Annotated in this window: 21 protein-coding genes; 11 read left to right on the forward strand and 10 right to left on the reverse strand. The window is 73.4% G+C overall.

What is annotated here, in order from left to right; genetic code table 11:
• Nucleotides 1-241 precede the first annotated feature (241 nt).
• Both C8E97_RS06075 and C8E97_RS06080 read left to right on the forward strand, forming a co-directional pair.
• A complete protein-coding gene (locus C8E97_RS06075; protein WP_121002432.1) occupies nucleotides 242-1,039 on the forward strand; it encodes a TIGR02569 family protein in 798 nt (265 codons plus the stop codon).
• A 194-nt stretch (nucleotides 1,040-1,233) separates the two neighbouring features.
• Complete coding sequence (locus tag C8E97_RS06080) at nucleotides 1,234-1,623, forward strand: tetratricopeptide repeat protein (RefSeq protein ID WP_121002434.1); 390 nt, start codon at nucleotides 1,234-1,236, stop codon at nucleotides 1,621-1,623.
• Here C8E97_RS06080 and C8E97_RS06085 read toward each other — a convergent pair.
• Together C8E97_RS06085 and C8E97_RS06090 are read right to left on the reverse strand one after the other, a co-directional pair.
• Nucleotides 1,586-1,912, reverse strand: coding sequence for an MGMT family protein (locus C8E97_RS06085; RefSeq protein WP_121002436.1), 327 nt, complete (start codon nucleotides 1,910-1,912; stop codon nucleotides 1,586-1,588). The genes C8E97_RS06080 and C8E97_RS06085 overlap by 38 nt on opposite strands.
• Before the next feature lie 18 nt (nucleotides 1,913-1,930).
• Nucleotides 1,931-2,884, reverse strand: a complete 954-nt coding sequence (locus C8E97_RS06090) for a chitinase (protein WP_121002438.1) — start codon at nucleotides 2,882-2,884, stop codon at nucleotides 1,931-1,933.
• A 166-nt stretch (nucleotides 2,885-3,050) separates the two neighbouring features.
• On the opposite strand from C8E97_RS06090, the gene C8E97_RS06095 reads away from it, so the two are divergent.
• Entirely contained in the window at nucleotides 3,051-6,212 is a 3,162-nt protein-coding gene (locus C8E97_RS06095) for an ATP-dependent helicase (RefSeq protein WP_246018699.1), read from the forward strand.
• A 537-nt stretch (nucleotides 6,213-6,749) separates the two neighbouring features.
• Nucleotides 6,750-10,340, forward strand: a complete 3,591-nt coding sequence (locus C8E97_RS06100; RefSeq protein ID WP_121002440.1) for a UvrD-helicase domain-containing protein — start codon at nucleotides 6,750-6,752, stop codon at nucleotides 10,338-10,340.
• Between the two features lie 87 nt (nucleotides 10,341-10,427).
• Here C8E97_RS06100 and C8E97_RS06105 read toward each other — a convergent pair whose 3' ends face one another.
• A complete protein-coding gene (locus tag C8E97_RS06105) occupies nucleotides 10,428-10,964 on the reverse strand; it encodes a hypothetical protein (RefSeq protein WP_121002442.1) in 537 nt (178 codons plus the stop codon).
• Between the two features lie 78 nt (nucleotides 10,965-11,042).
• The gene (locus C8E97_RS06110; protein WP_121002444.1) at nucleotides 11,043-11,423 is read right to left on the reverse strand and encodes a DoxX family protein; all 381 of its coding nucleotides are present in this window, start codon (nucleotides 11,421-11,423) and stop codon (nucleotides 11,043-11,045) included.
• A 59-nt stretch (nucleotides 11,424-11,482) separates the two neighbouring features.
• On the opposite strand from C8E97_RS06110, the gene C8E97_RS06115 reads away from it, so the two are divergent.
• Both C8E97_RS06115 and C8E97_RS06120 read left to right on the forward strand, forming a co-directional pair.
• Nucleotides 11,483-12,895, forward strand: a complete 1,413-nt coding sequence (locus tag C8E97_RS06115; RefSeq protein ID WP_121002446.1) for a M20/M25/M40 family metallo-hydrolase — start codon at nucleotides 11,483-11,485, stop codon at nucleotides 12,893-12,895.
• On the forward strand, nucleotides 12,892-13,959 hold the full coding sequence (locus C8E97_RS06120; RefSeq protein ID WP_121002448.1) for a potassium channel family protein: 1,068 nt from the start codon (nucleotides 12,892-12,894) through the stop codon (nucleotides 13,957-13,959). Before C8E97_RS06115 ends, C8E97_RS06120 begins: the two co-directional genes overlap by 4 nt.
• 71 nt (nucleotides 13,960-14,030) lie before the next feature.
• Here the strand turns inward: C8E97_RS06120 and C8E97_RS33960 are convergent, their stop codons facing one another.
• The 3 genes from C8E97_RS33960 to C8E97_RS06130 are packed head-to-tail and all read right to left on the reverse strand — an operon-like array spanning nucleotide 14,031 to nucleotide 16,194.
• Nucleotides 14,031-14,231, reverse strand: coding sequence for a hypothetical protein (locus C8E97_RS33960; RefSeq protein WP_147455002.1), 201 nt, complete (start codon nucleotides 14,229-14,231; stop codon nucleotides 14,031-14,033).
• A complete protein-coding gene (locus tag C8E97_RS06125) occupies nucleotides 14,228-15,520 on the reverse strand; it encodes a sensor histidine kinase (protein WP_121002450.1) in 1,293 nt (430 codons plus the stop codon). The genes C8E97_RS33960 and C8E97_RS06125 overlap by 4 nt, the downstream gene beginning before the upstream one ends.
• Nucleotides 15,517-16,194, reverse strand: a complete 678-nt coding sequence (locus tag C8E97_RS06130; protein ID WP_121002452.1) for a response regulator transcription factor — start codon at nucleotides 16,192-16,194, stop codon at nucleotides 15,517-15,519. Before C8E97_RS06130 ends, C8E97_RS06125 begins: the two co-directional genes overlap by 4 nt.
• Before the next feature lie 396 nt (nucleotides 16,195-16,590).
• On the opposite strand from C8E97_RS06130, the gene C8E97_RS06135 reads away from it, so the two are divergent.
• Nucleotides 16,591-17,070 carry a hypothetical protein gene (locus C8E97_RS06135; RefSeq protein WP_121002454.1) on the forward strand — a complete coding sequence of 160 codons (480 nt, stop codon included), beginning with the start codon at nucleotides 16,591-16,593 and terminating at the stop codon, nucleotides 17,068-17,070.
• Here C8E97_RS06135 and C8E97_RS06140 read toward each other — a convergent pair.
• Entirely contained in the window at nucleotides 17,001-17,897 is an 897-nt protein-coding gene (locus C8E97_RS06140; RefSeq protein WP_121002456.1) for a neutral zinc metallopeptidase, read from the reverse strand. The two genes, C8E97_RS06135 and C8E97_RS06140, sit on opposite strands and share 70 nt — an antisense overlap.
• A 15-nt stretch (nucleotides 17,898-17,912) precedes the next feature.
• Nucleotides 17,913-18,776, reverse strand: a complete 864-nt coding sequence (locus tag C8E97_RS06145) for a neutral zinc metallopeptidase (RefSeq protein WP_246018700.1) — start codon at nucleotides 18,774-18,776, stop codon at nucleotides 17,913-17,915.
• A gap of 438 nt (nucleotides 18,777-19,214) precedes the next feature.
• On the opposite strand from C8E97_RS06145, the gene C8E97_RS06150 reads away from it, so the two are divergent.
• The 4 genes from C8E97_RS06150 to nudC all read left to right on the forward strand — a co-directional run bounded on the left by C8E97_RS06150 (nucleotide 19,215) and on the right by nudC (nucleotide 24,710).
• Nucleotides 19,215-20,855 carry a DUF2207 domain-containing protein gene (locus tag C8E97_RS06150; RefSeq protein ID WP_121002460.1) on the forward strand — a complete coding sequence of 547 codons (1,641 nt, stop codon included), beginning with the start codon at nucleotides 19,215-19,217 and terminating at the stop codon, nucleotides 20,853-20,855.
• A gap of 209 nt (nucleotides 20,856-21,064) precedes the next feature.
• On the forward strand, nucleotides 21,065-22,378 hold the full coding sequence (locus tag C8E97_RS06155; RefSeq protein ID WP_121002462.1) for a M16 family metallopeptidase: 1,314 nt from the start codon (nucleotides 21,065-21,067) through the stop codon (nucleotides 22,376-22,378).
• Nucleotides 22,375-23,763, forward strand: coding sequence for a M16 family metallopeptidase (locus C8E97_RS06160; RefSeq protein WP_121002464.1), 1,389 nt, complete (start codon nucleotides 22,375-22,377; stop codon nucleotides 23,761-23,763). The genes C8E97_RS06155 and C8E97_RS06160 overlap by 4 nt, the downstream gene beginning before the upstream one ends.
• Nucleotides 23,760-24,710 (forward strand): NAD(+) diphosphatase, encoded by a 951-nt coding sequence (gene nudC, locus C8E97_RS06165; protein WP_121002466.1) that lies wholly within the window; start codon nucleotides 23,760-23,762, stop codon nucleotides 24,708-24,710. The genes C8E97_RS06160 and nudC overlap by 4 nt, the downstream gene beginning before the upstream one ends.
• On the opposite strand, the gene C8E97_RS06170 is transcribed toward nudC, so the two are convergent.
• Nucleotides 24,707-25,561 carry an NmrA/HSCARG family protein gene (locus C8E97_RS06170; protein WP_121002469.1) on the reverse strand — a complete coding sequence of 285 codons (855 nt, stop codon included), beginning with the start codon at nucleotides 25,559-25,561 and terminating at the stop codon, nucleotides 24,707-24,709. The two genes, nudC and C8E97_RS06170, sit on opposite strands and share 4 nt — an antisense overlap.
• Nucleotides 25,562-25,581 lie beyond the last annotated feature (20 nt).

Consider the following 25,581-nt stretch of genomic DNA (forward strand, 5'->3'; position numbering starts at 1 on the left):
TCGGCTCGTCACGCGGAGCCCCGCTCCCGCGCCGCGAGGCCGCCGTCGGGGTGTCGCGCCTCATTCCCCGCCGATCACGCTTTTCGATCGGCGGGGAATCAGGCGCGATGGCCCGACTTGATGGCGGCCTCGCCCGCCGTCTGCGGAGCAGCGGCCATTCAACACAGCAATCCAACACAGCGCCCATCCAACACCTCTCAACCTCCACCACCTGCGGCGCTCCGGCAGGTAGCGTGCCGACGTGACCCCATCCCCGGAGCCGCCTCCGTCGCACGTGCGGGCCGCGTTCGGCGCGCGGGACGCCGAACCGGAGCTGATCGACGCCGGTCCGGTGTGGCGTTGTGGCGACGCGGCTGTCCGGCCGGCGGGCAAGCCCGCCGAGGCGACGTGGGTCGCCAAGACGCTCGACGTGCTCGACGTGGAGAACCTGCGCGTCGGGAGGCCCCTCCGGTCCACCGACGGCCGCTACGTCGTCGGCGGGTGGGCGGCCACCAAGTACCTCTCCGGCCGGGCGGAGCCGCGGCACGACGAGGTCGTCGAGGTGGCCGTCCGGTTGCACCGGGCAACGCGTGACCTGCCGAAACCGCGCTTCCTGGACGCGCGCGCGGACGTCTTCGCGGTGGCCGACCGGTGCGCCTGGGACGAGGAGGAGGCCGAGCTGGACGCCGAGCTCGGCGGTCGGCTGTTCGAGCTGCTGGCCGCGCACCGCAAGCCGGTGGCGCTCAAGCCGCAGGTCGTGCACGGCGACCTGTTCGGCAACGTCCTGTTCGCGGGTGGCGCCGCGCCGGCGATCATCGACTTCGCGCCGTTCTGGCGGCCGGCGGAGTACGGCGCGGCGATCGTCGTCGTGGACGCCTTGTCGTGGGGCGGTGCGGACCGGGGGCTGCTCCAGCGGTGGTCGCACCTGGCGGAGTGGCCGCAGGTCGTGCTGCGCGCGACGCTGTTCCGCCTCGCGGTGCACGCGCTGCACCCGTCGTCGAGCACGCGGTCGCTGGTGGGCCTGGAGCGGACCGCCACGCAGGTCCTCGAACTGCTGTGACCCCCGCCGCCTCGACCTGACCGCGCCTCGATCGCACCCACCCGACCCCGCCGCCGAGGACGAGCCGCGCCCGGTGGCGGCTCGCCCACGGGAATAGTTGATAGTTCAACCATGTTGTCCGGTACGTGCGGACTTCCAGGCCGGCCGGGCAGTGCGCACGCACCCCACATCGGACCGGCGGACGAGGAGCTGTAATGACCGACATCCGCGCGCTGCTGGACCGCGGCCGCGACTTCCGCGCCGCGGGCGACCCGAGCACCGCCGCGCGCCACCTCGCCGAGGCCGCGGCGCTCGCGCCCCGCGACCGCACCGTGCTGACCGAGCTGGCGCTGGCGCACTTCCAGTCCGCCGCGCTGGGCAGGGCCGAGCGCGTGCTGCTGGACCTGGTCGACCTCGACCCGTCCGACGGCTACGCCCGGCTCCTGCTCGGGCGCACGCTCAGCAGGCAGAGCAGGCACGGGGAGGCGTTGCCGCAGCTGCGGCTCGCCGCCGCGCTGACCCGCGACCCGGAGGTGGCGGCGGAGCTGGCCCGCGTCGAGGCGCGGGTCACCACAGACCGGGCGGCTCCTCCTCCTTCTCCTTGACCGCTTCCTCCCACCGGTACGCGCGCAGGTCGACCTTGCCGTCCTTGGCGACCACGCCCTCCTCGCGCAGCCGTTGCAGCTGCTCGTCGGCGATGTGCGGCGCGCACGTGCCGTTGGCGCGCAGCACCCGGTGCCACGGCAGGTCGTGCCCGTCCTGGTTCAGGACCTGGCCGACCAGCCGCGGCGACGGGGCGCGGGAGAGGTCTGCCACGTCGCCGTAGGTGGCGACCCGGCCGCGGGGGATCGACCGCACGACTTCGCGGACCATCTCGTGCAACTGTTCATCCACCCCGCACAGCTTTCCAGGTCAACCGGTGTAGCCGGCCACGATCTTGGTGAAGTCGTAGGTGCCCTGGTTGGTGCCGCTGCAGTTGTCGCCCGAGGCGCCGCAGTTGCCGCGGTCCCGGTTGGTGGCCCAGAAGGTGAAGCGCGCCAGGTGCTTGCCCGCCGCCCAGTCGTGGATGGCGCGGAAGTCCGCCGTGCTCACGGTTTCCCCGGTGTCGGTGACGCCGTTCATGGAGGACAGCCCGCTGCGCCGGTACGCGGCGTCGTCCGTCAGGCCGAACGTGGTCTTGACGTGCTCCTTCAGGCCGTCGACGGCGGACTTGGTGCCCGCCACCATGTCGCTCGGGCCGCCGAAGTTGAACGGCATCACCGTCCACACGTCGACCGGCGCGGCGAGTTCCTTGGCGCGCGTGACGAGCCGGCGGCCCCACGTGTTCAGGCCGGACCGGTTGGTGGGCATGGTCACGACCGTGCGCACGCCGGGCTTCTTCTGCTTCACGATCTTCAGCGCGCCCAGGACGCGGTCCTGCACGGTCGCGTTCTCGAACTCGGCGGCCTCGATGTCGATGTCGATCGCCGTGAGCTGGTAGGCGTCGATCACCTTCTGGTACGCGGCGGCGAGCGCGTCGGCCGACGAGCAGTGCTGGCCGAGCTTGCGGCCCGCCCAGCCGCCGAACGAGGGGATGACCTCGCCGCCCGCCGCGCGGATGTTCCGGATGAGCGTGGCGTCCGCGCCGGTGAGCGGCCGGGTGCCGTCCCAGGCGGGGTTGCAGCCGCCGTCGGAGAGGACGAACGCGAGCGTGAACGCCTTCACGCCGGTCTGGCTCATGATCGTGGCCGGGTTGGGCTTCGCGCCCCACTGGTAGAGGTACGGGGACGCCGGGACGGGGTCCGGCGCGGCGTGCGCGGCCGGGGTCAGGGAGAGGGCCGCGACACCTGCCGTGAGTGCGATCGTCAACCGCCGCAAGGGTTTCATCGTTCCTCCAACATGCAGGGGAGGCACGCGCGGGCGGCGGGGCCGCGTGACTCGGTCGCACCCAAAGTGGCCTAGACCACTTCGCCTTGTCAAGGCGCGGCCCCCGCTGAGAGGACCCTCAGCGGCCCGCCGCGGCGTTGTCGGTGCCGCGTGGTTCCATCACCCCGTGGCAGTCAACCGCGCGCCGTTGCTGGTGCGCCGGGCGCGGCAGGAGCGCGCCCGGCGCGAGTGGAGCGCGCCCGCACGGGCGGTGTTCGACCACGCCGGCGGGCCGCTGCGCGTGCTGGGCGGCCCCGGCACGGGCAAGACGACGCTGCTGGCCGAGGTCGTCGCCGACCGGGTGCTGCGCGGCGGTGCGGCCCCGGAGAGCGTGCTGGTGCTCACGCCGAACCGGCGGGCGGCGGTGGCGATGCGCGCCCACATCACCCGGTTGCTGACCGGCCGGGCCGAGGGCGAGGTGCTGCCCACCACGCGGGAGCCGCTGGTCCGCACCGTGCACTCGTACGCGTTCGCCGTGCTGCGGGCGCGGGCGGTGCGGGCGGGCGAGCCGACGCCCCGGCTGCTGTCCGGCCCCGAGCAGGACGCGGTGGTGCGCGAGCTGCTGGCCGGTGACGTGAGCATGGGCGCGCCGAGGTGGCCGGAGCGGCTGCGCCCCGCCCTGCCGCTGCCCGGTTTCGCCCAGGAGCTGCGCGACCTGCTGCTGCGCGCGACCGAACGCGGGCTGGCCCCCGAGGACCTGGTCGAGCTGGGTCGGGCGCACGGGCGGGACGAGTGGGTCGCGGCCGGCCTGTTCGGCATCCAGTACGAGCAGGTCAACCTGCTGGCCGGGGCCGGGCAGGGCCTCGCGCCGTCGTTCGACGCCGCCGAGCTGGTCGGGAGCGCGCTGCTGGTGCTCGACACCGAGCCGGAGGTCCTGGCCGCCGAGCGCGCGCGGGTCCGCCACCTGCTGGTCGACGACGCCCAGCACCTCGACCCGGTGCAGTACGAGCTGGTCTCCCGGCTGGGCGCGGGCGCGCGGGAGTTCGTCCTGGCGGGCGACCCGGACCAGGCGGTGTTCTCGTTCCGCGGCGCGGACCCGGTGCTGCTGGCCGAGGCCGACGGCCCCACCGTCGTGCTGCGCGAGGGGCATCGGATGGCGCCGGAGATCCGCGCGGCCGTGGGCAGGCTCGCCGGTCGCCTGCCGGGCGCGTCGCCGACTCGGGAGGTGACCCCGGTGGCCGGCGCGGGCGCCGTCCGGGTGCGCCTGTTCGCGTCCGGGGCGCAGGAGGCGAGCTGGGTGGCCGACCAGCTCCGCCGCGCCCACCTGATCGACGAGGTGCCGTGGTCGGAGATGGCGGTGATCGCGCGCTCGGCGACCCGCGCGCTGCCCGTGCTGCAACGCGCCCTGCTGGCGGCGGGCGTGCCGGTGGCCGTCCCGACCGACGAGATCCCGCTGGCCAGGCAGCCCGCGGTGGCCCCGTTCCTGGCCCTGCTGAGGTGCGCCGCGTCGCCCGGCGCCCTCGACGAGGACACGGCGGCGATGCTGCTGGCCTCGCCGCTCGGCGGGGCCGACCCGCTGGCGCTGCGGCGGCTGCGCCGGGGCCTGCGCCGGCTGGAGATGGCGGCCGGCCGCGACCGCCCCAGCGGTGAGCTGCTGGTCGAGGTCATCGAGTCCGAGGACCGCCTGGCGGCGCTGGAGGACGCGGAGGCGCAGCCCGCGCGGCGCGTCGCGGGCCTGCTGCGCAAGGCGCGCAAGGGCATCGCCGAGGGACACAGCGTGGAGCAGGTGCTGTGGGACCTCTGGCAGGCGACCGGCCTGCAAAGCCGCTGGGTCGCCCAGGCGGCGCGGCACGGCACGGCGGGGATGCAGGCCGATCGCGACCTGGACGCGGTGGTCGGCCTGTTCGAGGCGGCGGCGAAGTACGTCGACCGCCTACCCGGCGCGGGGGCCGACGGCTTCGCCGACTACCTGGCCGCGCAGGAGATCGTCGGCGACACGCTGGCCGCGTCGGCCCCGGTGGGCGAGGCGGTGACGGTGCTGACGGCGCACGCCGCCGCCGGTCGCGAGTGGACGGTGGTCGCCGTGCCGGGAGTGCAGGAGGGCAGCTGGCCCGACCTCCGCCTGCGCGGCTCCCTGCTGGGCGTCGAGCGCATGGTCGACGTGCTGGCGGGCGTGGGCGAGCAGGTCTCCGCCATCGCGCCGCTGCTGGCCGAGGAACGCCGGCTGCTGCTGGTGGCCGCCAGCCGGGCGCGGAGGACGCTGCTGGTCAGCGCGGTGCGGGGGGAGGACGAGCAGCCGTCCCGCTTCCTGGACGAGCTGGAGGAGTTGTCCACCGACGAGCCCGAGCGGCCCACCCACACCCCGGAGCGCGGCCTGGTCCTGGCCGAACTGGTCGGCGAACTGCGCCGGGTCGTGTGCTCGGACGACGAGCCTGCGGAGCGCAGGTCCCGCGCGGCGTCCCAACTGGCCAGGCTGGCGGCGGAGGGCGTGCCGGGCGCGCACCCCGACTCGTGGTACGGCCTGGCCCCGGTCACCACCGACGATCCACTGTGGACGGAGGAGCACACGGTGAGCGTGTCACCGTCCACGGTGGAGGTGCTGGCGAAGTGCCCGCTGCGCTGGGTGGTGGAGCGGCACGGCGGCCAGGACCCGGCCGAGCTGGCGTCGATCACCGGCACGCTCGTCCACGCCCTGGCCCAGGCCGCCGCGAACGGGGCCGACGAGCGGGAGCTGCGCGCCAAGCTCGCGGAAGCCTGGTCGGCGGTGGACGCTGGCGCGCCGTGGTTCTCCCGCCGCGAGCGCCTGCGCGTGGAGCGGATGCTCGACACGTTCCTGGCCTGGCTCGCGTCCAGCCGCGGCCAGTTGACGCAGGTGGCGGTGGAGGAGGAGATCTCGGTCGAGGTGCCGAAGAAGGAGGGCGGCCCCTGGTTGCGCGTCAAGGGCAGGGTCGACCGGCTGGAAACCGACCGCGACGGCCGTCCGGTGGTGATCGACCTGAAGACCGGCAAGTCACCGGTGACGAAGGAGGAGGCCCGGCAGCACCCGCAGCTCGCCGTCTACCAGCTGGCGACCGCGCTCGGCGGCTTCACCCACCTGGGGTTGGGCACGGAGCCCGGTGGCGCGCGGCTGCTCTACGTGGCGAAGGAGAACAAGAAGACGGGTGCGACCGAACTGGAGCAGGCACCGCTCGACGAGCAGGGCGTGCGGGCGTGGCTGGAGGCCGTGCAGGCAGCGGCCAACTCCAGCGTGGGCCCCACCTACACGGCAATGGAATCCCCGGACTGCGACCGGTGCCCGGCTCGAACCTCCTGCCCCGTGCACGCGTCGGGCAGGCAGGTGAGCCAGTAGCGCGCCCCCGATCCGGGAGGCCCGAGCCCCGATCCGGGAGGCCGGAGCCGGAAGCCGGGGCTGGCCCGCGGTCAGCCGCCGAGCCCAGGAACTCCACCTCCACCCCGCATTCCACCGGCGCGGCATCAGCCGGCCCCACGGCATCAGCCCAGCCTCCTCACACCCCGCTCTCGAACTCCCTGCGTCCTGCAACGCAACAGGAACACAGCAGGGAAAGCACGGACTCAACGCGCCAGAAAGCTCCGCACGTCCCGGATGGTCGTCGGAAGCGCCACGCAAGACGGGAGCGCCACGCAAGACGACCACCCCTTCGATCGGATGCGAATCCGCGGCCGCGATCCACCGTGTGTCCCGTGTGAGCGGCGTAGGTCAGTGGGTGGGGCGTGCGACGGGAGTGGCGTGGGCCACGGGAGTGGCGTGGCGAGGCCGTCTCTGACACAGTCGTGGGCCGCCGAGAGCAGGTCGGCGGGTCGCCCGGTCGTGTGATCCGGTCCGTTGCCGCGGGTCGCCGCGGGTTCGGGTGACCGGAGACGGAGAATGCGAGTCGTGGCAGTGCCGGACGAGGGTCGAGCGCAGGTGGGCGAGCTGGGTCAGCTCGCCAGCCCGTTCGAGGTCGCGGAGGCGCTCGGCCTGCCCAAACCGACCCCCGAGCAGGCGGCGGTCATCGCCGCGCCCACCGCGCCGGCCCTGGTCGTCGCGGGTGCGGGCGCGGGCAAGACGGAGACCATGTCCGCGCGGGTCGTGTACCTGGTCGCGAACGGTTTCGTCACCCCCGACCGCGTGCTCGGCCTCACCTTCACCCGCAAGGCCGCGCGCCAGCTGTCCGACCGCGTCCGCGCCCGCCTGCGCCGCCTGGGCGGCTCACCCCTGCTGGACCGCCTGGACCCGAGCGGCGAGCGCCGGGCCGCCGTCCTCACCACCGAACCGGTGATCCTGACCTACCACGCCTACGCGGGTCGCCTGGTCGGCGAACACGGCCTGCGCCTGCCCGTCGAGCCCGGCGTGCGACTGCTCACCGAGACGGCGGCGTGGCAGCTCGCCCACCGCGTGGTGTCGACGTGGGCCGAGGACATCGACACCGACAAGGTGCCCGCGACCATCACCGGCTACCTGCTGGCGCTGGCCGGCGAACTGGGCGAGCACCTGGTCGAGCCGACCGACCTGCGCAAGCACGCCGAGTGGCTGACGACGGTGATCGAGTCGGCGCCCAAAGCACCCCGCCAACGCGACGCGCTGCCGGAGAAGCTGAAGGACATCGTCAACGCCCAACGACTGCGCGTGAACCTGCTCCCGCTCCTGGAGGCGTACCAGGCGCGCAAGCGCCGCGAGGCGGCGATGGACTTCGCCGACCAGATGGCGCTGGCCGCACGCCTCGCCGGCGACCACCCCGAGGTCATGCGCGGCGAGCGGGAACGGTACGGCGCGGTCCTGCTGGACGAGTACCAGGACACCGGCCACGCGCAGCGCGTGCTGCTCAGGTCTTTGTTCGGCCGCGGCGAGCCGATGTCCGTGACGTCCGTGGGCGACCCGGCGCAGGCCATCTACGGCTGGCGCGGCGCGTCGGCGGCCAACCTGCCCCGGTTCGTCCACGACTTCCCGCCCGCCCGCAAGTACGGCCTGCTCACCAGCTTCCGCAACCCGCCCGAGGTGCTCGCCCTGGCGAACGCCGTGTCGGCGCCCCTCCGCGCGGCCGGCTTGGACGTCGACGAACTGCGCGCGCGGCCCGGCGCGGGACCGGGTGACGTCCGGCTCGGGCTGTTCAGCGACATCCGCGCCGAACTGGACTGGGTGGCCGACACCGTCGCCGCGCAGTGGGAGGACCACCTGGACACCAGCGACGAGCCGCCGACCGCGGCGGTGCTGGTGCGCAGGCGCGCCGACATGGCCGGCATCGCCGCGGTGCTGCGCGAACGCGGCCTGCCCGTCGAAGTCGTCGGCCTGGGCGGCCTGCTGGACGAGCCCGAGGTCCGCGACCTGACGAGCGCCCTGCGCGTCCTGGTCGACCCGCTGGCGGGGACGGCGGCGGCGCGGCTCCTGACGGGATCGCGCTGGCGGGTGGCCGCCGTCGACCTCGCGGCGCTGTGGCAACGCGCCCGCGAACTGGCGGGCGCGCCCAGCCGCCAGTCGGTGGTGGACAACCCGTTGGCCGTCATCGCCGACGCCCTGCCCGGTGAACACGCCGAACAAGCGGGCCTGGCCGACGCCCTGGACGACCCCGGCGATCCGACCGCCTACTCCGCCGAGGGCTACCGCCGCATCCGGCGGCTGGGCGCGGAGCTGTCCGCGCTGCGCCGCCGCCTGGACCAGCCGCTGCCCGAACTGGTCGCCGACGTCGAGCGCACCCTGCTGCTGGACATCGAGGCCATGGCCAGGCCGGGCGGCGTGGGCCGCGCGCACCTGGACGCGTTCGCCGACGTGGTCGCCGACTTCGCCGCCGCCAGCCCGTCCGCCACCCTGCCCGCGCTCCTGGACTACCTCTACACCGCCGAGCACGCGGAGGACGGCCTGGAGCCCGGCGAGGTCGAGGTAGCCGAGAACCGCGTGCAGATCCTCACCATGCACTCCGCCAAGGGGCTCGAATGGCACATCGTGGCCGTGCCGCACGTGGTGAAGGACGTGTTCCCCGGCCGGAAGAAGACGTCCTGCTGGTTGAAGGCCGTCACCGAGCTGCCCGCGGACCTGCGGGGCGACGCCGAAGACCTGCCCAAGCTGCGCATCCCCGGCGGCGGCAACCGGAAAGAGGTCGAGGAGGCCCTGGACCGGCATGCGGACGACTTCGAGGACCGGCGGCTCGTGGAGGAGCGGCGGCTGCTCTACGTGGCGCTGACGAGGGCGGAGCACAGCCTGCTCGTCTCCGGCCACTGGTGGGCCGAGACCGGTGACAAGCCCAAGGGGCCCTCGGCGTTCCTCACCGAACTGCGGGACGCGGTGCTCGCCGCCGACCACCCGCCGGCGGACATCACCCACTGGGCGCCACCGCCGGCCGAGGACGAACCGAACCCCTTAGCGTCGCAGGTGAAGTCGGCCGACTGGCCCGCCGATCCGCTGGGCAAGCGCCGGGCGGCCGTGGCGGAAGGGGCCGAACTGGTGCTGGCCGCCCTGGAACGCCACCTGGCCGAGCCCGAACCGGCCAGGGCGGACACATCCACGACGAGCCCTGCCACAGCCGACCCTGCCACAGCAGATCCTGTCGCAGCCGACCCTGCCGCGACGGAACCGCCTCACGACCTCCCGCCCGAGCCCGACGACGAGTTCCCCCCGGAGCCGCCCCACGACTACGCCGACCTCCCGCCCGAGCCCCCGGAGGACTACGCCGAGCCGCCCGACCCGGAGCTTCCCGACGCAGAACCACCCGCGGAGCCTCTCGACGCGGACCCGCTGAACGCAGGGCCGCCCGACACCGCACAGCCCGACACCGCGCAGCCCGACACCCCGCAACCCGACGACCTCGACGACCCCGAAGGCTGGGCGCGGGACGTGGACGTGCTGCTCGCCGAGCGCGCCGCCGCCGCGGACCGCCGGGAACGGGTCGTCCTGCCCGAGCACCTGTCCGTGAGCCAACTGGTCGAGCTGGCCGCCGATCCGGACCAACTGGCCCGCCGCCTGCGCCGACCCCTGCCGTTCCCCCCGAACCCGCTGGCCAGGCGCGGCACCGCGTTCCACACGTGGCTGGAGCAGCGGTTCGGCGCGAGCCGGCTCCTCGACCTGGACGAGCTGCCCGGCGCGGCCGACGAGGGCGCCGCGCCGGACAGCGACCTCACCCGCCTCCAGGAGGCGTTCCTGGCCAGCGAGTGGGCGGACCGGACACCGCACGACGTCGAAGTGCCGTTCGAGGCGGAGATCGAGGGACTGTCCGTCCGCGGGCGCATGGACGCGGTGTTCGCCGACGCCGACGGCGGCTGGACGGTGGTCGACTGGAAGACCGGCGCGGTGCCGGACGAGGAGCGGCTGCCCGCCTTGTCGGTGCAGCTCGCGGCCTACCGGCTGGCGTGGGCGGCGCTGACGAGGACACCGGTGGAACGGGTGCGCGCGGCGTTCCACTACGTCCGGCACGACCACACGCTGCGCCCGGCGGACCTGCTGGACGCGGACGGCCTCCGCGCGCTGATCCGCTCCGTGCCGTCCTGACCGGAGCGCTGAGCCGGCCAGGGCACCGTCCCTGATCAGGGCGCCGTCCCCGAACAGGGGCGCACCCGCGCCGGTCGAGCCGTCGGGCTAGCTGTTCACGCGCGCGTGGGCAGGCACTTCCCTGAGCACGCGGTCGTAGAGGACTTCCAACAACCAGCGGCCGAACAGCGAGGGCCCGAACTCCGTCGAACGGTCCTCCGGCGGCACGACGAGTTCCGCCGCGCCCGCCTCGTCCACGGCCACCACGCCGATGCCGTAGTAGTCCAACTCGATCAGCGGCCACGGCCGGTCGCCCTGCGGCGCGGGCAGCACCACCGAGCACGGCGCGAGGGTCATCAGGGTGCCGCACGACTGCAACGCGCGGTCCACCGTCGACTCGCCCACCAGCACGCCGACCAGTTCCACGGCCGGTACGGGCAGGCGGTCGTGCGCGGCCGGTTCGAACCAGGAACGGAACCACGACGGGTCCGCCTGCGGCGGCCAGCCGTTCGCCGTGCGCCAGTCGTGCACGTCGGCACGGACCCGCACGACGGCCGACACCTGGTGGCCGAGCACGGCGACGTCGGGTACGACGATGCCGCGCCAACCGAGTGCCGACGCGGCATGGTGGAGGAGCGGTTGCACTCGGGCATCCTAGGGCTGGTTGCGGTGACAAGGACAGACCTCGGGTGCGCTGGGTATCGAACCCAACGCCCAGAGTTATCAGAGGGCCGTACGGCGGACGCGCAGCGCCCAGAGGACCAGCGGCAGTTGGAGGGGGAGCCTGCCGTACGCGAGGGCCTTCGTCGGGGACGACCTCGCCCGGTGGTCGTAAGCCATCTTCACGTTCGCGGGGAACACCGCGGCGAAGAAACCCGCCGCCAACAACGCGCCGAGACCGCGGGTGCGGGGTGCGGCCACCGCCGCGGCCAACGCCACCTCCGCGACACCCGAGGCGTAGGTCCAGCTCCGAGGCTTGCCCGGCAGCGATCGCGGCACGATCGCGTCGTACGGTCCCGGCTTGGCGAAGTGCGTGACGCCCGCCGCGCCGAGCAGTCCGGCCAGCGCCAGCGCCGACCAGGAACGGGAACGAGTGGGTTCCATGGGGTTCACCCTGTCATGTCGCCCGCCCACCGGCTTCTCCAGGGTTATCCTCCCGCACCGTGAGTGGTGATCCGGAAAATCCTGAACATCCCGAGCGCGCGGCCGTCGCCGCGCTGGCCGACGACTTTCTGTCGGACCTGCGCGAGTGGTTGGCCATCCCGTCCATCGGCGTCGACCCCGCGCACCGCGGTGACGTGCGCGAATCAGCCCAGTGGCTGGCGGACGCGCTCCGCCGCGACGGCTGGCCCGAGGTCCAGGTCTGGGACGCCGGCCCGGCGCTGCCCGCCGTGTACGCGTGCTGGCCCGCCGAGGACCCCGAGGCGCCGACCGTGCTGGTCTACGGGCACCACGACGTGCAGCCGGTCGACCCGGTCGAGCGCTGGCGCCACCCGCCGTTCGAGCCGACGCTGGTCGGCGAGGAGCTGTTCGGGCGCGGCGCGAGCGACGACAAGGGCCAGGTCGCGATGCACCTGCTCGGCGTCAAGGCGCACCTCGCGGCCCGCGCCGCCGCCAACCCCGCGGTGACGATCAAGCTGTTCGTCGAGGGCGAGGAGGAATCCGGCTCGCCCCACCTCGTCCCCCTGCTCGACGACCACCGCGCCGACCTCGCCTGCGACCTGGTGGTGTTCACCGACACGCCGCTGTACGCGCGGGACGCGCCGACGATCTGCACCGGCCAACGCGGTGTCTACGGCGCAGAGGTCGTGTTCACCGGTGGCACCTCGGACGTGCACTCGGGCCGCGCGGGCGGCGGCGTGCCGAACCCGGCGACGGCGATCGCACGCCTCGTCGCCGCCCTGCACGACGACCGGGGCCGGGTGCGGCTGCGCGACTTCTACACGGACGTCGTGGAACCCTCCGCCGCCGAACGCGCCGACTACGCCGCCCTCCCGTTCGACGAGGACGTGTGGCTCGCGAACTCCGGTGGCGCGCAGGCCGTGTCCGGCGAGGAGGGCTGGTCCACGCTGGCACGCGTGTGGGTGCGCCCGACCGCCGAGGTCAACGGCATCCACGGCGGCTACACCGGCCCCGGCCTGAAGACGATCGTCCCGGCCGACGCGTCGGTGAAGCTGTCGTTCCGCCTCGTGCCGAACCAACGCCCGGAGCAGGTGGCGGAGGCGCTGCGCGAGTTCGTCGCCGCCCACACGCCGCCCGGCCTGCACGCGGAGGTCATCCCGCTCGGCGACGGCGCACCGCCCTACGCGGCGGACGTGGCGCACCCGGCCGTCGGCGCGCTGAAGGACGCGGTGGAGGCCGCGTTCGACCAGCCGGTCCGCTTCAGCCGGACGGGCGGCAGCGGCCCGGCGGCAATCCTGCACGACCGGCTCGGCGTGCCGGTCGTGTACCTGGGCGCGACGTTGCCGGATGATCACATCCACGCGCCCAACGAGCGCGTCGTCGTGCCGCTGCTGCTCCGCGGCGCCGAGGCCGCCGCCCGCCTGTGGCGGCTACTCCCGGAGAGGCTGTCATGATCCGCCGATTCCACCAGGGCGAGCCGCTCAGCGAACGGCCGGGCCACTCCCTCGTCGGCGTGATCAGGATGCCGGACACCGTCCAGAGCCCGGTCCGGGCGATCATGAAGCGGGTGATCGGCGCGCTGGCCGCCCTGATGGCCGCCGTGCTGATCGTCTACTTCGACCGCGACGGCTATCGTGACGTCAACGAGGACGGCCTGTCGTTCCTGGACGCCTTCTACTACGCGACGGTGTCGCTGTCCACGACCGGCTACGGCGACATCACGCCCGCCAGCTCGTCGGCCCGGCTGGTCAACGTCCTGGTGATCACCCCCCTCCGGGTGTTGTTCCTGATCGTGCTGGTCGGCACCACCCTCGAAGTGCTCACCGAACGCTCGCGGCAGGCGCTGCGCATCCAGAAGTGGAGGACCAAGGTGCGGGACCACGTGGTCGTCGTCGGGTACGGGACCAAGGGCAGGTCCGCGGTGAGCGCCCTGCTCGGCGACGACATGGAGCCCGGCTCCATCGTCGTGGTCGACACGTCCCAGTCGGCCCTGGACGCGGCGTCCTCGATCGGCCTGGTCACCGTGCACGGGTCAGGGACCAGCAACGACGTCCTCCGGGTGGCGGGCGTGCCCAGGGCCCGAGCCATCGTCGTGGCGGCCAACCGCGACGACACGGCCGTCCTGGTCACCCTCACCGCGCGCGAACTGGCGCCCAAGGCCCAGATCGTGGCCTCGGTGCGGGAACGCGAGAACGAGCACCTCCTCCGCCAGTCCGGCGCGGACTCGGTCGTGGTGTCGAGCGAGACGGCGGGCCGGCTGCTCGGCATGGCCACCGCGACCCCGTCGGTGGTGGACATGGTCGAGGACCTGCTCACCCCGGACGCCGGCCTGGCGATCGCGGAACGCGACGTCGAGCCGTCCGAGGTCGGCGGCTCTCCCCGCCACCTGCCGGACATCGTGTTGGGCGTGGTCCGGGCAGGCACCCTCTACCGGGTGGACGCCCCGGAAGCCGACGCGGTGGAAGCGGGCGATCGCCTGCTCTACGTCAAGAAGGTGACCCCACCCAGGGAGTCCTGACCGCGCACCCCGCTCCCACACTCCCACACTCGGATGCTCCCGCTCCCGCACTCGGACGCTGCCTGCCGGCATCACTCCGAGATCGCGCGGACATCGCGCACCCGCCACGTGTCGCCGCGACGCATGTCGCCCTGCCACGCGTCGCCCTGCCACGCGTCGCCCTGCCACGCGTCGCCCTGCCACGCGTCGCCCTGCCACGCGTAAGCCCGCCACGCGTCAGCCCGCCACGTGTTGCCCGGACACGTGTTGCCCGGACAAGGTCGGCCACTCAACCGGCGAGCGTGCCCGTGCCCTCGTCCGCCAGTGGAATCCTGACCTGGAAGGCCGCACCCGGATCGACCGGCTCCACGCAGGACAGCTCGCCGCCGTGGGCTCGGACCACGCCGCGCGCGATGGGCAGGCCGAGACCCGAACCGCCGGAGCGGCGGTCGCGTGCCTCGTCCAAGCGCACCAGACGGTCGAAGATGCGGTCTCGCTCGTCCGGTGGCACACCGGGCCCGTTGTCGGCGACCACCAACCGCGCGTAGCTGCCGACGGTCGACACCCGCAACCGCACCCGACCGGACGGGCCCGTGGCCTGTCGGGCGTTGTCGGCCAGGTTCGCCAGCACCTGCGCCAAGCGTTGGGGATCGCCCGACACGTACGCCGACGTCCCTTCGGCGGCGATGTCGAACTCGGGTGCGAGCAGCCGAGTACGGCTCACCTCCGCTTCCGCCAACGCCAGCAGGTCCACCCGTTCCCGGTGCAGTTCCAGGCCGGCGTCGATCCGCGCCAGCGCCAGCAGGTCGTCCACCAGCCGCCCGGCTCGCCGGGCTTCCCGCACCAGCAGCAGGTTGAGGCGCTCACGCTCCTCGGCGCTGCCGGTCTGCACCAACGCCTCGGACACCGCCTGCACCCCCGCGATCGGGGTTCTCAGCTCGTGCGCCGCGTCCGCGACGAATTTCTTGGTTCGTTCCTCCGATCCCTCCAATGAGTCGAGCATGTCGTCGAACGCCGCCGCCGTCCGGCCGAGTTCGTTGTCCGTCCTCGTGGGACTGAGGCGGTGACCCCGTCCGCCGCGCGCGATGGACCGGGCCAGCGTCGTCATCGCGTCCAACGGGGCCAGCGCCCGCCGCACCACCCACACCATCGCCACCGCCGTCACGGCCAGCGAGCCGAACCCGACCAGCAGCAGCAACCGGCGCAGCCGGGCCTGCGCCACCGTGATCACGGACGACTCGGCGTAGAGCGTGATGGTCGACCCGTCCGCCAGGTCGCGGGTGACCTTGTGGCTCACGCCGTCGTTCGGCAGGTGGCCGAACACCGTGCCGTCCGGCATCACCAACCGCACCTGCACGCCCCGGTTCTCCAACCGGTTCACCAGTTCCACCCCGCGCACCCGCTGCTTGACCAACGAGTGCGCGGCGCGGGACTTCTCGAACAGCGCCGTCTCCACATCACGCTGGGACTGGGCAGCGAACATCGCGTCCACCACCAGCACCAGCCCGACCAGCACGACACCGAGCACACCGATCGCGGAGAAGGTGACCCGGCGTCGCAGGGAGACGGTGCGCAGGCTCACGAGTCCTCCGCCCGCAACACGTACCCCAGGCCCCGCACGGTGTGCAGCAGCCGGGGGCCGTGCTCCTCCAGCTTCCGGCGCAGCGCGCTGACGTGTACCTCCACCAGATTCGGGTCGTAGTCCTCGTAACCCCACACGGCGGTCAGGATCTGGGTCTTGCCGACCACCCGCCCGCGCTGGGCGGCCAGGTAGCGCAGCAGCCGCAACTCGGTCGCGGTCAGCTCCACGGACACGCCCCCGCGCAGCACCACCGCCGAGTCGGCGTCCACGACCAGGTCGCCGATCTGCACGGTCGACGTCGTCCGCCCCAGCCTGCGGAGCACCGCGCTGACCCGTGCCACCAGCTCCGCCAGCACGAACGGCTTCACCACGTAGTCGTCCGCGCCGCCGTCGAGCCCGCGCAGCCGGTCCGACACACCGTCGCGGGCCGTCAGCATGACCACGCCCGCCGCGCTGGTCCGCCGGATGACGTCGAGCAGGGCGAACCCGTCCCGGCCCGGCAGCATCACGTCGAGCACCACCAGGTCCGGTCGGAACCGGGTCAGCTCACCTTCCAGGTCCCGGCCGTCCGGACGGACCTGGACCTGGTAGCCCGCGTCGCGCAAGGCTGAACTCACCGCGGCAGCGATGGCTTCCGCGTCTTCGATCACCAACACCCTGGCAGCAGTGGACACCTCCTCATTCTGCGTGGTGGGGACTGGGCCCCGCCGCGCCTTCAGCCTGTGCTCAGGCAATCGGTCGGACAGTGGTCGGGCGAAGGGTGAACGCGCTGGGTCCACCGGTCGGTCAGGGCGGTGGGCGGTGCTCCGACGGGTGGGCGGGCCGGCGGGCGACGCGGGCGGTGTCACGGGCCGCGCGCGGCTCGAAGAGCAGGTCTCGACCGGTGCGGACGCCGCGTGACGGGTAGCCGGAGCGGCCGGGAGGGGTGGATGGGGGTGGTTGTTGTCATGGGGCAATCCTCGAACAGGAGTTCGAGCGAGGTCAAGATCACTATCGGGTGAAGCGGAACGACGCGCGACACGGGGCCACCCCCACGACAACGCGGCGTCCCGTCTGCGACCATCCACCCTGTGGCGGTTCGGCTGAGCCCAGTCCGATGGGCGCTGGTCCTGCTGGTCGTCGGACTGGCGGGAGTCGCGGCGGCGGTCGTGCTCTGGGGGCCGGGCGACGCGCGCGGCGAGGTGCCGTCGGTCGAGGCGACGGTCGTCGCGCCGGCGTCCTGCGGCGGCGTGGACGCCTACGACCGCGTCGAACTCCGGATCGGCGACCAGACCCGGACGGCCAAGCTGGACGGCTGCGGCCACCGGCAGGACGAGGTCATCGCCGTCGTGGCCCCTGCCGACACCAGCGGCGACTTCACGGTGCAGGTGGCCGAGAGCGCCCCCGCGGCCGTGTCGTTCAAGATCCGGCTCGCCGCCATGCTCACGTGCCTCAGCGGTCTCGCCGGCGGCCTGTACGCCCACCTGCTGGGCAGGCGGTCTCAGGCCACGGCCTCCGCCGACGCGGCGAAGGAGTTGCAGGACGTCGTGACGCCCGAGGTGAAGCCGTAAGAGGCCCACTCGGCCTGGTTGCCCGGACTGCCGTGGGCGTTCTTGTCCGCGGGCTCCTCCACGGCGTACTGGAAGTCGCCCGCCGCCTCCTGCGCCAGCTCGGCGCCGATCGACCCGGACGTGGCCGTCAGGAACATCCCGGCGAAGCAGTTCGCCTGCAGTTCGAGCCGGCGCGACATCTCCAGGCCGGCGGGCGTGTTCTCGCCCGCGTCCGCGATCTTGCCGTCCGCCGCGCGCAGCAGGCCCGTCAACGCCTGCACGTGGTGCCCGTACTCGTGCGCCAACGTCGCCAGGTGCGTGCCGGGCCGGTCGCCGCCGCCGTTGCCGCGCAAGCGGGCCGTCGGCATGTAGATGGTCCGGTTGCGCCCGCAGTAGTACGCGACCGCCTCACTCTGGCCGGGCGCGACCCCGCACGGCCCGTCTTCGAGGTCGGGCGACGCGTCGAGCACCGGCGGCTCGAACGGCAGGTTCCCCTGCCCCAAGGCGGACCGCCACGCCTCGTCCAGGCACGCGACGCCCGCCTGGTAGTAGGCCGCCAGCTGCGCGTCCGACACCCCGAACGCGGGCAACGCGCAGGTCGCGCCCGAGAGCCGCACCGGTGTGGTGAGCAGCGGGTGGTCGGCCAGCCGGTGCACGGCCCGCGGCCGGGGCTGCTCGGCGGCCCTGGACGGCGCGGGCGCCTGCGCCGCCGCGACAGGGCGGCCCGCGACCCGCCGGTTGGTGTCCAACTGGGTGACCAGGCCGAGAGCCGGCACGCACAGCACGATCAGCGCGAACACTCCGACGAGGATGATCGGGCTGTTCTTCGGCTCTTCAGGCGTGCGCACGATCCTCCAGTCGGGTCAGCTGACATCCGCCGCGCTGGCCAGCCAAGTGTTGCACGCGCTCGTCTCGTTCGTCCTGAAGCCGTGGTTCACCCAGGCGGCGTTCCGCTCCGGCGCGCCGTGGTCCCGGTTCGGGTAGATGGGGTAGTCGCCCCGGCTGCCCGCGTCGGCCAGCGCCACCGAGATGACGTCGTTGGGCACCGCGCCGTGCGACAGGGGCGCCAGCGTCATCCCGCCGAAACAGGTGGCCTGCAGCTCCTTGCGCCGGTTCAGGTCCAACCCCGGCTCGGTGTCCCAGCCGCCCTTCTCGTACTGGGCCTGGCTGGACGCGCGCAGGATGCCGGACAGCCACTGGATGTGGTGGCCGTACTCGTGGGCGAGCTGGCCCAGGTACTTGCCGGGGTGGTTGGGGTTCGCCGAACCCTGCTCGTTGGCGTAGTGGTTCGGCGTCCAGTAGATGGTGCCGTCGCAGTACATGGCCGTGCGGTCGGGGCCCATCGAGCCGCAGGTGTTGGTGATCTGGGACGTCACCATGACCAGCTCCACCGGCTGGTACGGCAGGTTCGCCTTCTGGAGCGACGGCTTCCACATCGCCTCGATGCACGGCAGCGCCGCGCGCAGGAACTGGTCCTGCCCGCCGGGCGAGTAGTCCATGCTCGGCAGCGGGCAGCCGTCGATGGTGAACGCGCCGAGGCCGGAGCCGTGGATCGGGTTGTCGCCGAGGGCGATGACGGCCTTGGGCCCGGCCTTGGACGGACTGGTCGACGTGGATTTGCCGCTGCTCGACTTCGTGGTGGTCGTCGTGGTGCTCGTGGTCGTGGTGGTCGTCGCTTCGTACGAGTACGTGTAGCTGGAGTAACCCGAATACGCGGAGTCGTTCACGCTCTTACGCATATTCGTGGCGGCCACGATTCCCACGGTCGCGACACCGAGGAGGACGACACCGATGAGCACACCCGCGATAAGGGGTCCTTTGCTCTTCTTGCGCGGCAACGGCGGGTACTGCTGACCCCAACCGGGCTGGGGGCCCCAGTTGGCGGGTGGCGGCTGCGGGGGAGCCATCGGCGGTTGCTGCTGCCACGGCTGCGCGGGAGGCATCGGAGGTGGCTGCTGGAGCGGTGGTTGTTGGGGCAGTGGCTGCTGCGGCCACTGGTGGCTCGGGGGAGGGGTCAGCGGTGCGGGCACCGGGGGCGGTCCGACCGGTCGTGGCGGCGGCCAGCCACCCGGCGGCGGTGGTTGCGTCATCGCTGGTGATCCCCCATGTCGCGGATGCCCGAATCAGCACAGAAGCATAGGCGGACTCCGCTATTCTCCGCGGCCGTGTTGAAAAACTGGGGAGCCGCGGTCCTCGGCGTGGCCGCGCTGTGCTTGTTCGCGGGCACCGCGTCGGCGCAGCCGAGCAGTCCGGGCGGCCTGCCCGGCACGGTCGGCGCCGACGTGCGCCTCAAGTTGGAGCGCGACGGCAAGCTGACCGTGACGGAGGTCGTCAGCGTCCCCGAAGGCAGGACCGCCAAGCGGGTGGTCCCGCTGCGGATCGCGGTCAGCGACACCCGCGACCGCGTGTTCGAGGTCGACGGCGCGTCCGTGAGCGGCAAGGGCACGGCCGAGGCGTCGGGCGACCAGTTGACCATCGCGCTGGAGGCGGGCACGTCCACCGTGACGTACTCCGTGGTCGGCGCGGTCGCGAAGATCGGTGACACGCTGGAGCTGCGCTGGCAGCCCGCGAGCGGCTGGGACACCGCGCTGGACTCGGTGAAGGTCTCGGTCATCACGCCGGACGCGCCCAGGTCGGTGAACTGCCTGGCCGGGCCGCCCGGCACGTCGAAGCCGTGCACGACCGCCGACCTCGGCGACGGCCGCGGCGTCCGGGCGAGCGAGATCGGCCTCCCGGCCGGTGAGCGCGTCGACGTGGCGGTCGGGTTGCAGGAGGGCGCCGCGCCCGCGAACGCCCGGATCGAGGAGACGTCGGGGCTGGCGGCGGCGTTCGCGCTGACCCCCGTCGCGGGCGTGGGCCTGGGCGGGCTCGCGGTGCTGCTGCTGGGCGGCGTGGTGCTGCTGTGGTACCTGCGCGGACGGGACCAGCGCGCCCTCGCGAGCGACGTCGGACCGGTGAACGTGCTGGTCACCGACCCGTCCGGGCACGTGGCGTTCGCGTCGCCGGACGGCGTGCTGCCGGGCCAGGTCGGCACGGTGGTGGACGAGCACGTCGACGTGGTGGACGTGACGGCGACGATCGTGGACCTCGCGGTGCGCAACTACCTGTGGATCGAGGAGGTCGGCGGGCTGGACTGGCGGTTCGTCCGGCGCAACCCGGCCGACCCGTCGCTGTCCGGGTACGAGCGCGCGGTGTACTCGGCGCTCCTGCCCGACGGGGTGGACGCGGTGCTGCTGTCGGAGCTGCGCGGGAAGCGGATCGACCTGGGCCGCGTCCGGGACGAGCTGTACGCCGACGTGGTGGCGAAGAACTGGTTCGCGCGGCGGCCGGACGCCGAGCGCAGCCTGTGGTGGTGGGCCGGGATTGGGCTGGCCCTGGCCGGTGTCGCGCTCACCGTCCTGCTGGCCCTGGTGACGGGGCCCGCGCTGGTCGGCCTGGTGGTGGTCGTGGCGGGGGTCGCGCTGGCCCTGGGCGCGCGGTGGATGCCCGCCCGGACCAGGCGGGGCAGCGTGCTGTTGGAGCACGTGCGCGGCCTGCGCGGGTACCTCGTGTCGGCGACGCCGGGCGACATCCCCGAGACCGACCGGGAGCTGGTGTTCTCGCGGTCGCTGCCCTACGCGGTCGTGCTGGGTGAGACGGAGCGGTGGCTGGGCGCGTTCGCCGGCGACCGGTCCGGGCTGTACTGGTTCGGCGAGGCCGAGCAGGCGGGTGACCTGCGGCGGTTCGCCCACCGGTTCCCGGCGTTCCTGGGCGCGCTGGACGGCGTGCTGGCCCAGGCCGGGCACCTGCGCTCGCTGCGCGCGTGACGCTCACCCGATCGTGACCTTGCTCCGGCTCGAACCCCTGTTCGACAATGTACGCGTCCGGTCGAAACCTCCGAAGGGCGGCGGAGCAGACGGTCGGACAGGGTGCCGTGGTCGGGGGCCGAGCCGGTTCGCGACGGGCGGACATCGGTGTCGTTCGGGGCACGCCACCTGCGGTCCTCCCGGTCCGGGAAACCCGTAGGCTGCTGGGCATGGCGCTACCCGAACTGCACAGGTTCACGCTTCCCAACGGCCTGCGGGTGGTGCTCGCCCCAGACCCGAGCGCCCCGGTCGTCGGGGTGAGCGTGCACTACGACGTGGGATTCCGCTCGGAGCCGGAAGGTCGGACGGGGTTTGCGCACCTGTTCGAGCACCTGATGTTCCAGGGCAGCGAGAGTCTCGAAAAGCTCGCTCACTTCCGACACGTGCAGTCCTCGGGCGGCACGTTCAACGGGTCGACCCACCCCGACTACACCGACTACTACCAGGTGCTGCCGTCCGCCGCGCTGGAGCGGGCGCTGTTCCTGGAGGCGGACCGGATGCGTGCGCCGAAGATCACCGAAGAGAACCTGCGGAATCAGATCGACGTGGTGAAGGAGGAGATCCGACTCAACGTGCTCAACCGGCCGTACGGCGGGTTCCCCTGGATCCTGCTGCCGCCGGTCCTGTTCCGAACCTTCCCGAACGCCCACAACGGCTACGGCGACTTCACCGATCTGGAGAATGCGACGGTCGACGACTGCGCGGCGTTCTTCGACACGTATTACGCGCCGGGGAACGCGGTGTTGACCGTCGCGGGCGACTTCCAGCCGGAGGCCGCCAAGGCGTTGGTGGAGAAGCACTTCGGGGACGTGCCCGCGCGGCCCGTGCCCGAGCGGCCGTCGTTCGCGGAGGCGCCGCCGAAGGGTGAGCTGCGTGCCGAGCACACGGACCAGCACGCCCCGATGCCCGCCGTCGCGATGGGATACCGCATCCCGGACCCGGTGAACGAGGTGGAGGGGTACCTGGCCTACCTGGTGCTCGCGGGCGTGCTGACCGACGGTGACGGCTCGCGGCTCCAGCAGCGGCTGGTGCACCGGGACGCGATCGTGGTCGACGTCGGCGCCGGCTGCGGGCTGTTCGGCCCGCTGGAGGCGCGCGACCCGGACACGTTCAACATCACCGCGATCCACGCGCCGGAGGTGACGTCCGACCAGGTCGTCGCGGCGGTGGACGAGGAGCTGCTGCGGCTGGCCGAGGAAGGGCCGACGGAGCAGGAGCTGGCGAAGGTCACCGCCCGCTGGGTGTCGACCATGCACCGCGAGCACGACCGGTTGACCAGCCGCACGCTCGGGCTCGGTTCGGCGGAGCTGCTGTTCGGGCGCGCCGAGCTGCTGTACGAGCTGCCGGACAAGCTGGCCGCGATCACCACCGACGAGGTCGCCGCGGCGGCCAAGGCGTTGCGGCCGGACTCCCGAGCCGTGCTGGTCCTCAACCCCGCCGGCGCGGCCGGCGACGACGCTTCTGACAACGGAGGTACCGAGTGAGCGCCCCGACGACGCACCGCAGCGCCGAGGAGATCGGCCGGACGGCGCTGGGGCCGCGCCCGCTGCCCGAACTGGGCGAGCAGCGGGCCGCCGCGGACCTGTCCACGGTGGACACCGTGCTGGCCAACGGGCTGCGGGTGATCGCGGTCCGCCGCTCGTCGGTGCCGCTGGTGGAGGTGCGGCTGCGGGTGCCGTTCGGCGACCCGGCGGCCTCCAGCGTCGGTTCCACGCACGCGGCGCGGGCCGAGGTGCTGGCGAACACGGTCCTCACCGGCACCGCCTCGCGGAGCCGGGTGGACGTGGACACCGAGCTGGCGCTGGTCGGCGGCGAGCTGGACGCGGTGGTCGACCCGGAGCGGCTGGCCTTCTCGGGCAACGCGCTCGTGTCCGGCCTGGACACCGTGCTGGACGTGCTGCGCGACGCGTTGACCGGCGCCACCTACCCGGCCGAGGAGGTGGAGCGGGAGCGGGCGCGGCTGGTCGAGCGGATCCGGCTGGCCAGGTCGCAGCCGAACGTGATCGCGCGGGAGGCGTTGCAGCGGCACCTGTACGGCGACCACCCGTTCGCCAAGGAGATGCCGGAGGCCGACGAGGTCGCGGCCGTGACGCGCGACGACGTCCTCGCGCTGCACGCGTCGGCCGTGCTGCCGCGCGGCTCGGTGCTGGTCGTCGTCGGCGACGTCGAGCCGGACGCGGCCGTGCGCGCGGTGGAAGGCGCGCTCGGCGGGTGGACCGGCGAGGGCGCGGCGGTGTCGCTGTCGCCGTTGCCGGTGGTCGAGGGCGGCGACGTGCTGCTCGTGCACCGGCCGGGCGCGGTCCAGTCGCAGATCCGGCTGGCCGGGCGCGGGCTGGTGCGCACCGATCCGCGGTACCCGGCGCTGCAGATCGCGAACCTGGTGTTCGGCGGGTTCTTCTCCTCCCGGCTGGTGGAGAACATCCGCGAGGACAAGGGCTACACCTACAGCGCGCGGTCGCACCCGGAGTTCACGCCGGAGGGCGCGACGCTGCTGGTGGACGCCGACACGGCGAGCGAGGTCACGGCCGCCGCGCTGCTGGAGACCCGGTACGAGCTGGGTCGGCTCGGCCTGGTGCCGCCGTCGGAGTCCGAGGTGGACACCGCGCGCCGGTACGCCATCGGGTCGCTGCTGACCGCGACGTCGTCGCAGGGCGGGCTCGCGTCGTTCCTGGTGAACCTCGCCGGGTTGGGCCTGGGCATCGAGTGGTTCACCGGGCACCCGGACCGGTTGGCGGCGGTCACCGTGGAGCAGGTCGCCGAGGCCGCGCTGGAGTTCTTCGCGCCCAGTTCGTTCACCGGTGTCCTGGTCGGCGACGCGGAGCTGCTCGCGCCGCAGCTGCGGGCGTTGGGCGGGGTCAGCCTGCCGTGAGCTTCGAGCTGGTGGAGCTGCCCGCGCTGTCGCGGTTCACGGTCGACCGGCGCGAGCAGTTGCGCGGTGACGCGGAGCGGATCGCGCAGCTGTGGCCGAAGGCGCGGGTGCTCACCGTCGACGGGCAGGGGCGGACGCTGGTGGCCGACCGGGGGACGCGCCTGGTCGACCGGCCCGCCGTCGAGTTCGGCGACGAGCCGCCGGACGACGCCGTCCTGCTCGGCGAGCGGGACGGCGTCGCGTACTGGGCGGTGCCGGTGGCGGGCGACGAGACCGAGGTCGCCGCGCCGGCCGGCCGCGTCTGGGCGCGACCGGAGCTGACGGACGAGCCGCAGTGGCTCGACCTGCGGACGTGCGGCGCGTTGTTGGACGACACGGGCGCCGGGCTGTTCACCTCGGCGGTGGCGTTGTTCCACTGGCACCGGTCGGCGAGGTTCTGCGCGGTGTGCGGCGGTGCCCAGGAGTCCGTGAAGTCCGGCTGGGCGCGGGTGTGCTCGCGGTGCGGGCGCGAGGAGTACCCGCGCACCGACGCCGCCGTGATCTGCCTCGTGCACGACGGCGCGGACCGGGTGCTGCTCGCCCGCGGCGAAGGCTGGCCGGCCGGGCGGTACTCGGTGCTGGCCGGGTTCGTCGAGGCGGGCGAGTCGTTGGAGGCGTGCGTGGCGCGGGAGGTCGAGGAGGAGGTCGGCGTCGAGGTCGGCGAGATCCGCTACCTCGGCAGCCAGCCCTGGCCGTTCCCGCGGTCGCTGATGATCGGCTTCCAGGCGGTGGCGGACCCGGCCGTGCCGTTGCGGCTCGCGGACGGCGAGATCGCGCAGGCCAGGTGGGTCAGCCGGGCGGACGTGCGGCAGGCGCTGGAGGCGCCGGGCAGCGTGCCGGACCTGCTGCTCGCGCCGGGCGCGTCGATCGCCTACCGGATGATCCAGTCCTGGGCGCTCGCGGGTTAGAGCAGCCCGCTCCACGGCACGGTGCGCGCGACGTCCGCGTAGGTGTGCCAGGTGATCTCCGGCAGCGACGCGTGCAGCGCGGCCACGTCGACCTGCGTGCCCACCTCGGTGAAGTACCGGAACATCGCGGCCAGGTCGGCCGAGTGGCGTTCCACCACCTCCAGCGGCGGCTGGTGGTGGTGGATCGGCCTGCCGATGGCCGCGGTGAGGGCGTCCGCCATCCGCGCCGGCGTGAGGGCTTCACCGGCGAGGTCCAGGCGCGTGCCGCCGAACCGGTCCGGCTGCTCCAGTGCCAGCACGGCGACCGCGGCGATGTCCGCGACGGCGACCAGGTGCAGGGCGCGGTCCGACGGCATGGGCAGGGCGAGGACGCCGCGCCGCAGGCCGCTGAGGGTCCACTCGCCGAACTTGTCGTCGATGAACGCGGCCGGTCCCAGGACGGTCCAGCGGACGTCACCGCCGATCAGGTGTTCCTCGACGCGCCGCTTGCTGTCGAAGTGCGGGATGCCCGTGTGCCGGTCGGCGTTGCAGGCCGAGGTGAACACGATGTGGTCGACCTCGTGCGCCGCGTCGACCAGCGCGATGCCCTGGCGGGCCTCGGTGTCCGGGTCGGAGCCGAACGGCGTCGTGACGGCGAAGACCGAGCGGACGTCGTGCAGGGCGGCCTTGAGCGTCGCGGGGTGGTCGAAGTCGCCCGCGACGACCTCCGCGCCGGCGGCCTGGAGGCGTTGGGCGGCGGGGCTTCGCGGGTCGCGGGTGAGTGCGCGGACGGCGTGCCCCCGGTCGAGGAGGAGGCGGGCGACTGCGCCGCCCTGGGCTCCGGTCGCACCGGTCACCAATGTCAGTTCCATGCACAAAGGTTGACACTGAA

The organism is Saccharothrix australiensis, assembly GCF_003634935.1.
GTDB classification, from domain to species: Bacteria; Actinomycetota; Actinomycetes; order Mycobacteriales; family Pseudonocardiaceae; genus Actinosynnema; species Actinosynnema australiense.

What these genes read in the sequence shown, in the direction of transcription:
- C8E97_RS06080 (WP_121002434.1), top strand. Translation starts at nt 1,234, where the DNA reads ATGACCGACATCCGCGCGCTGCTGGACCGCGGCCGCGACTTCCGCGCC.
- C8E97_RS06090 (WP_121002438.1), bottom strand. Translation starts at nt 2,884, where the DNA reads ATGAAACCCTTGCGGCGGTTGACGATCGCACTCACGGCAGGTGTCGCG.
- C8E97_RS06100 (WP_121002440.1), top strand. Translation starts at nt 6,750, where the DNA reads ATGCGAGTCGTGGCAGTGCCGGACGAGGGTCGAGCGCAGGTGGGCGAG.
- C8E97_RS06110 (WP_121002444.1), bottom strand. Translation starts at nt 11,423, where the DNA reads ATGGAACCCACTCGTTCCCGTTCCTGGTCGGCGCTGGCGCTGGCCGGA.
- C8E97_RS06120 (WP_121002448.1), top strand. Translation starts at nt 12,892, where the DNA reads ATGATCCGCCGATTCCACCAGGGCGAGCCGCTCAGCGAACGGCCGGGC.
- C8E97_RS06155 (WP_121002462.1), top strand. Translation starts at nt 21,065, where the DNA reads ATGGCGCTACCCGAACTGCACAGGTTCACGCTTCCCAACGGCCTGCGG.
- C8E97_RS06170 (WP_121002469.1), bottom strand. Translation starts at nt 25,561, where the DNA reads ATGGAACTGACATTGGTGACCGGTGCGACCGGAGCCCAGGGCGGCGCA.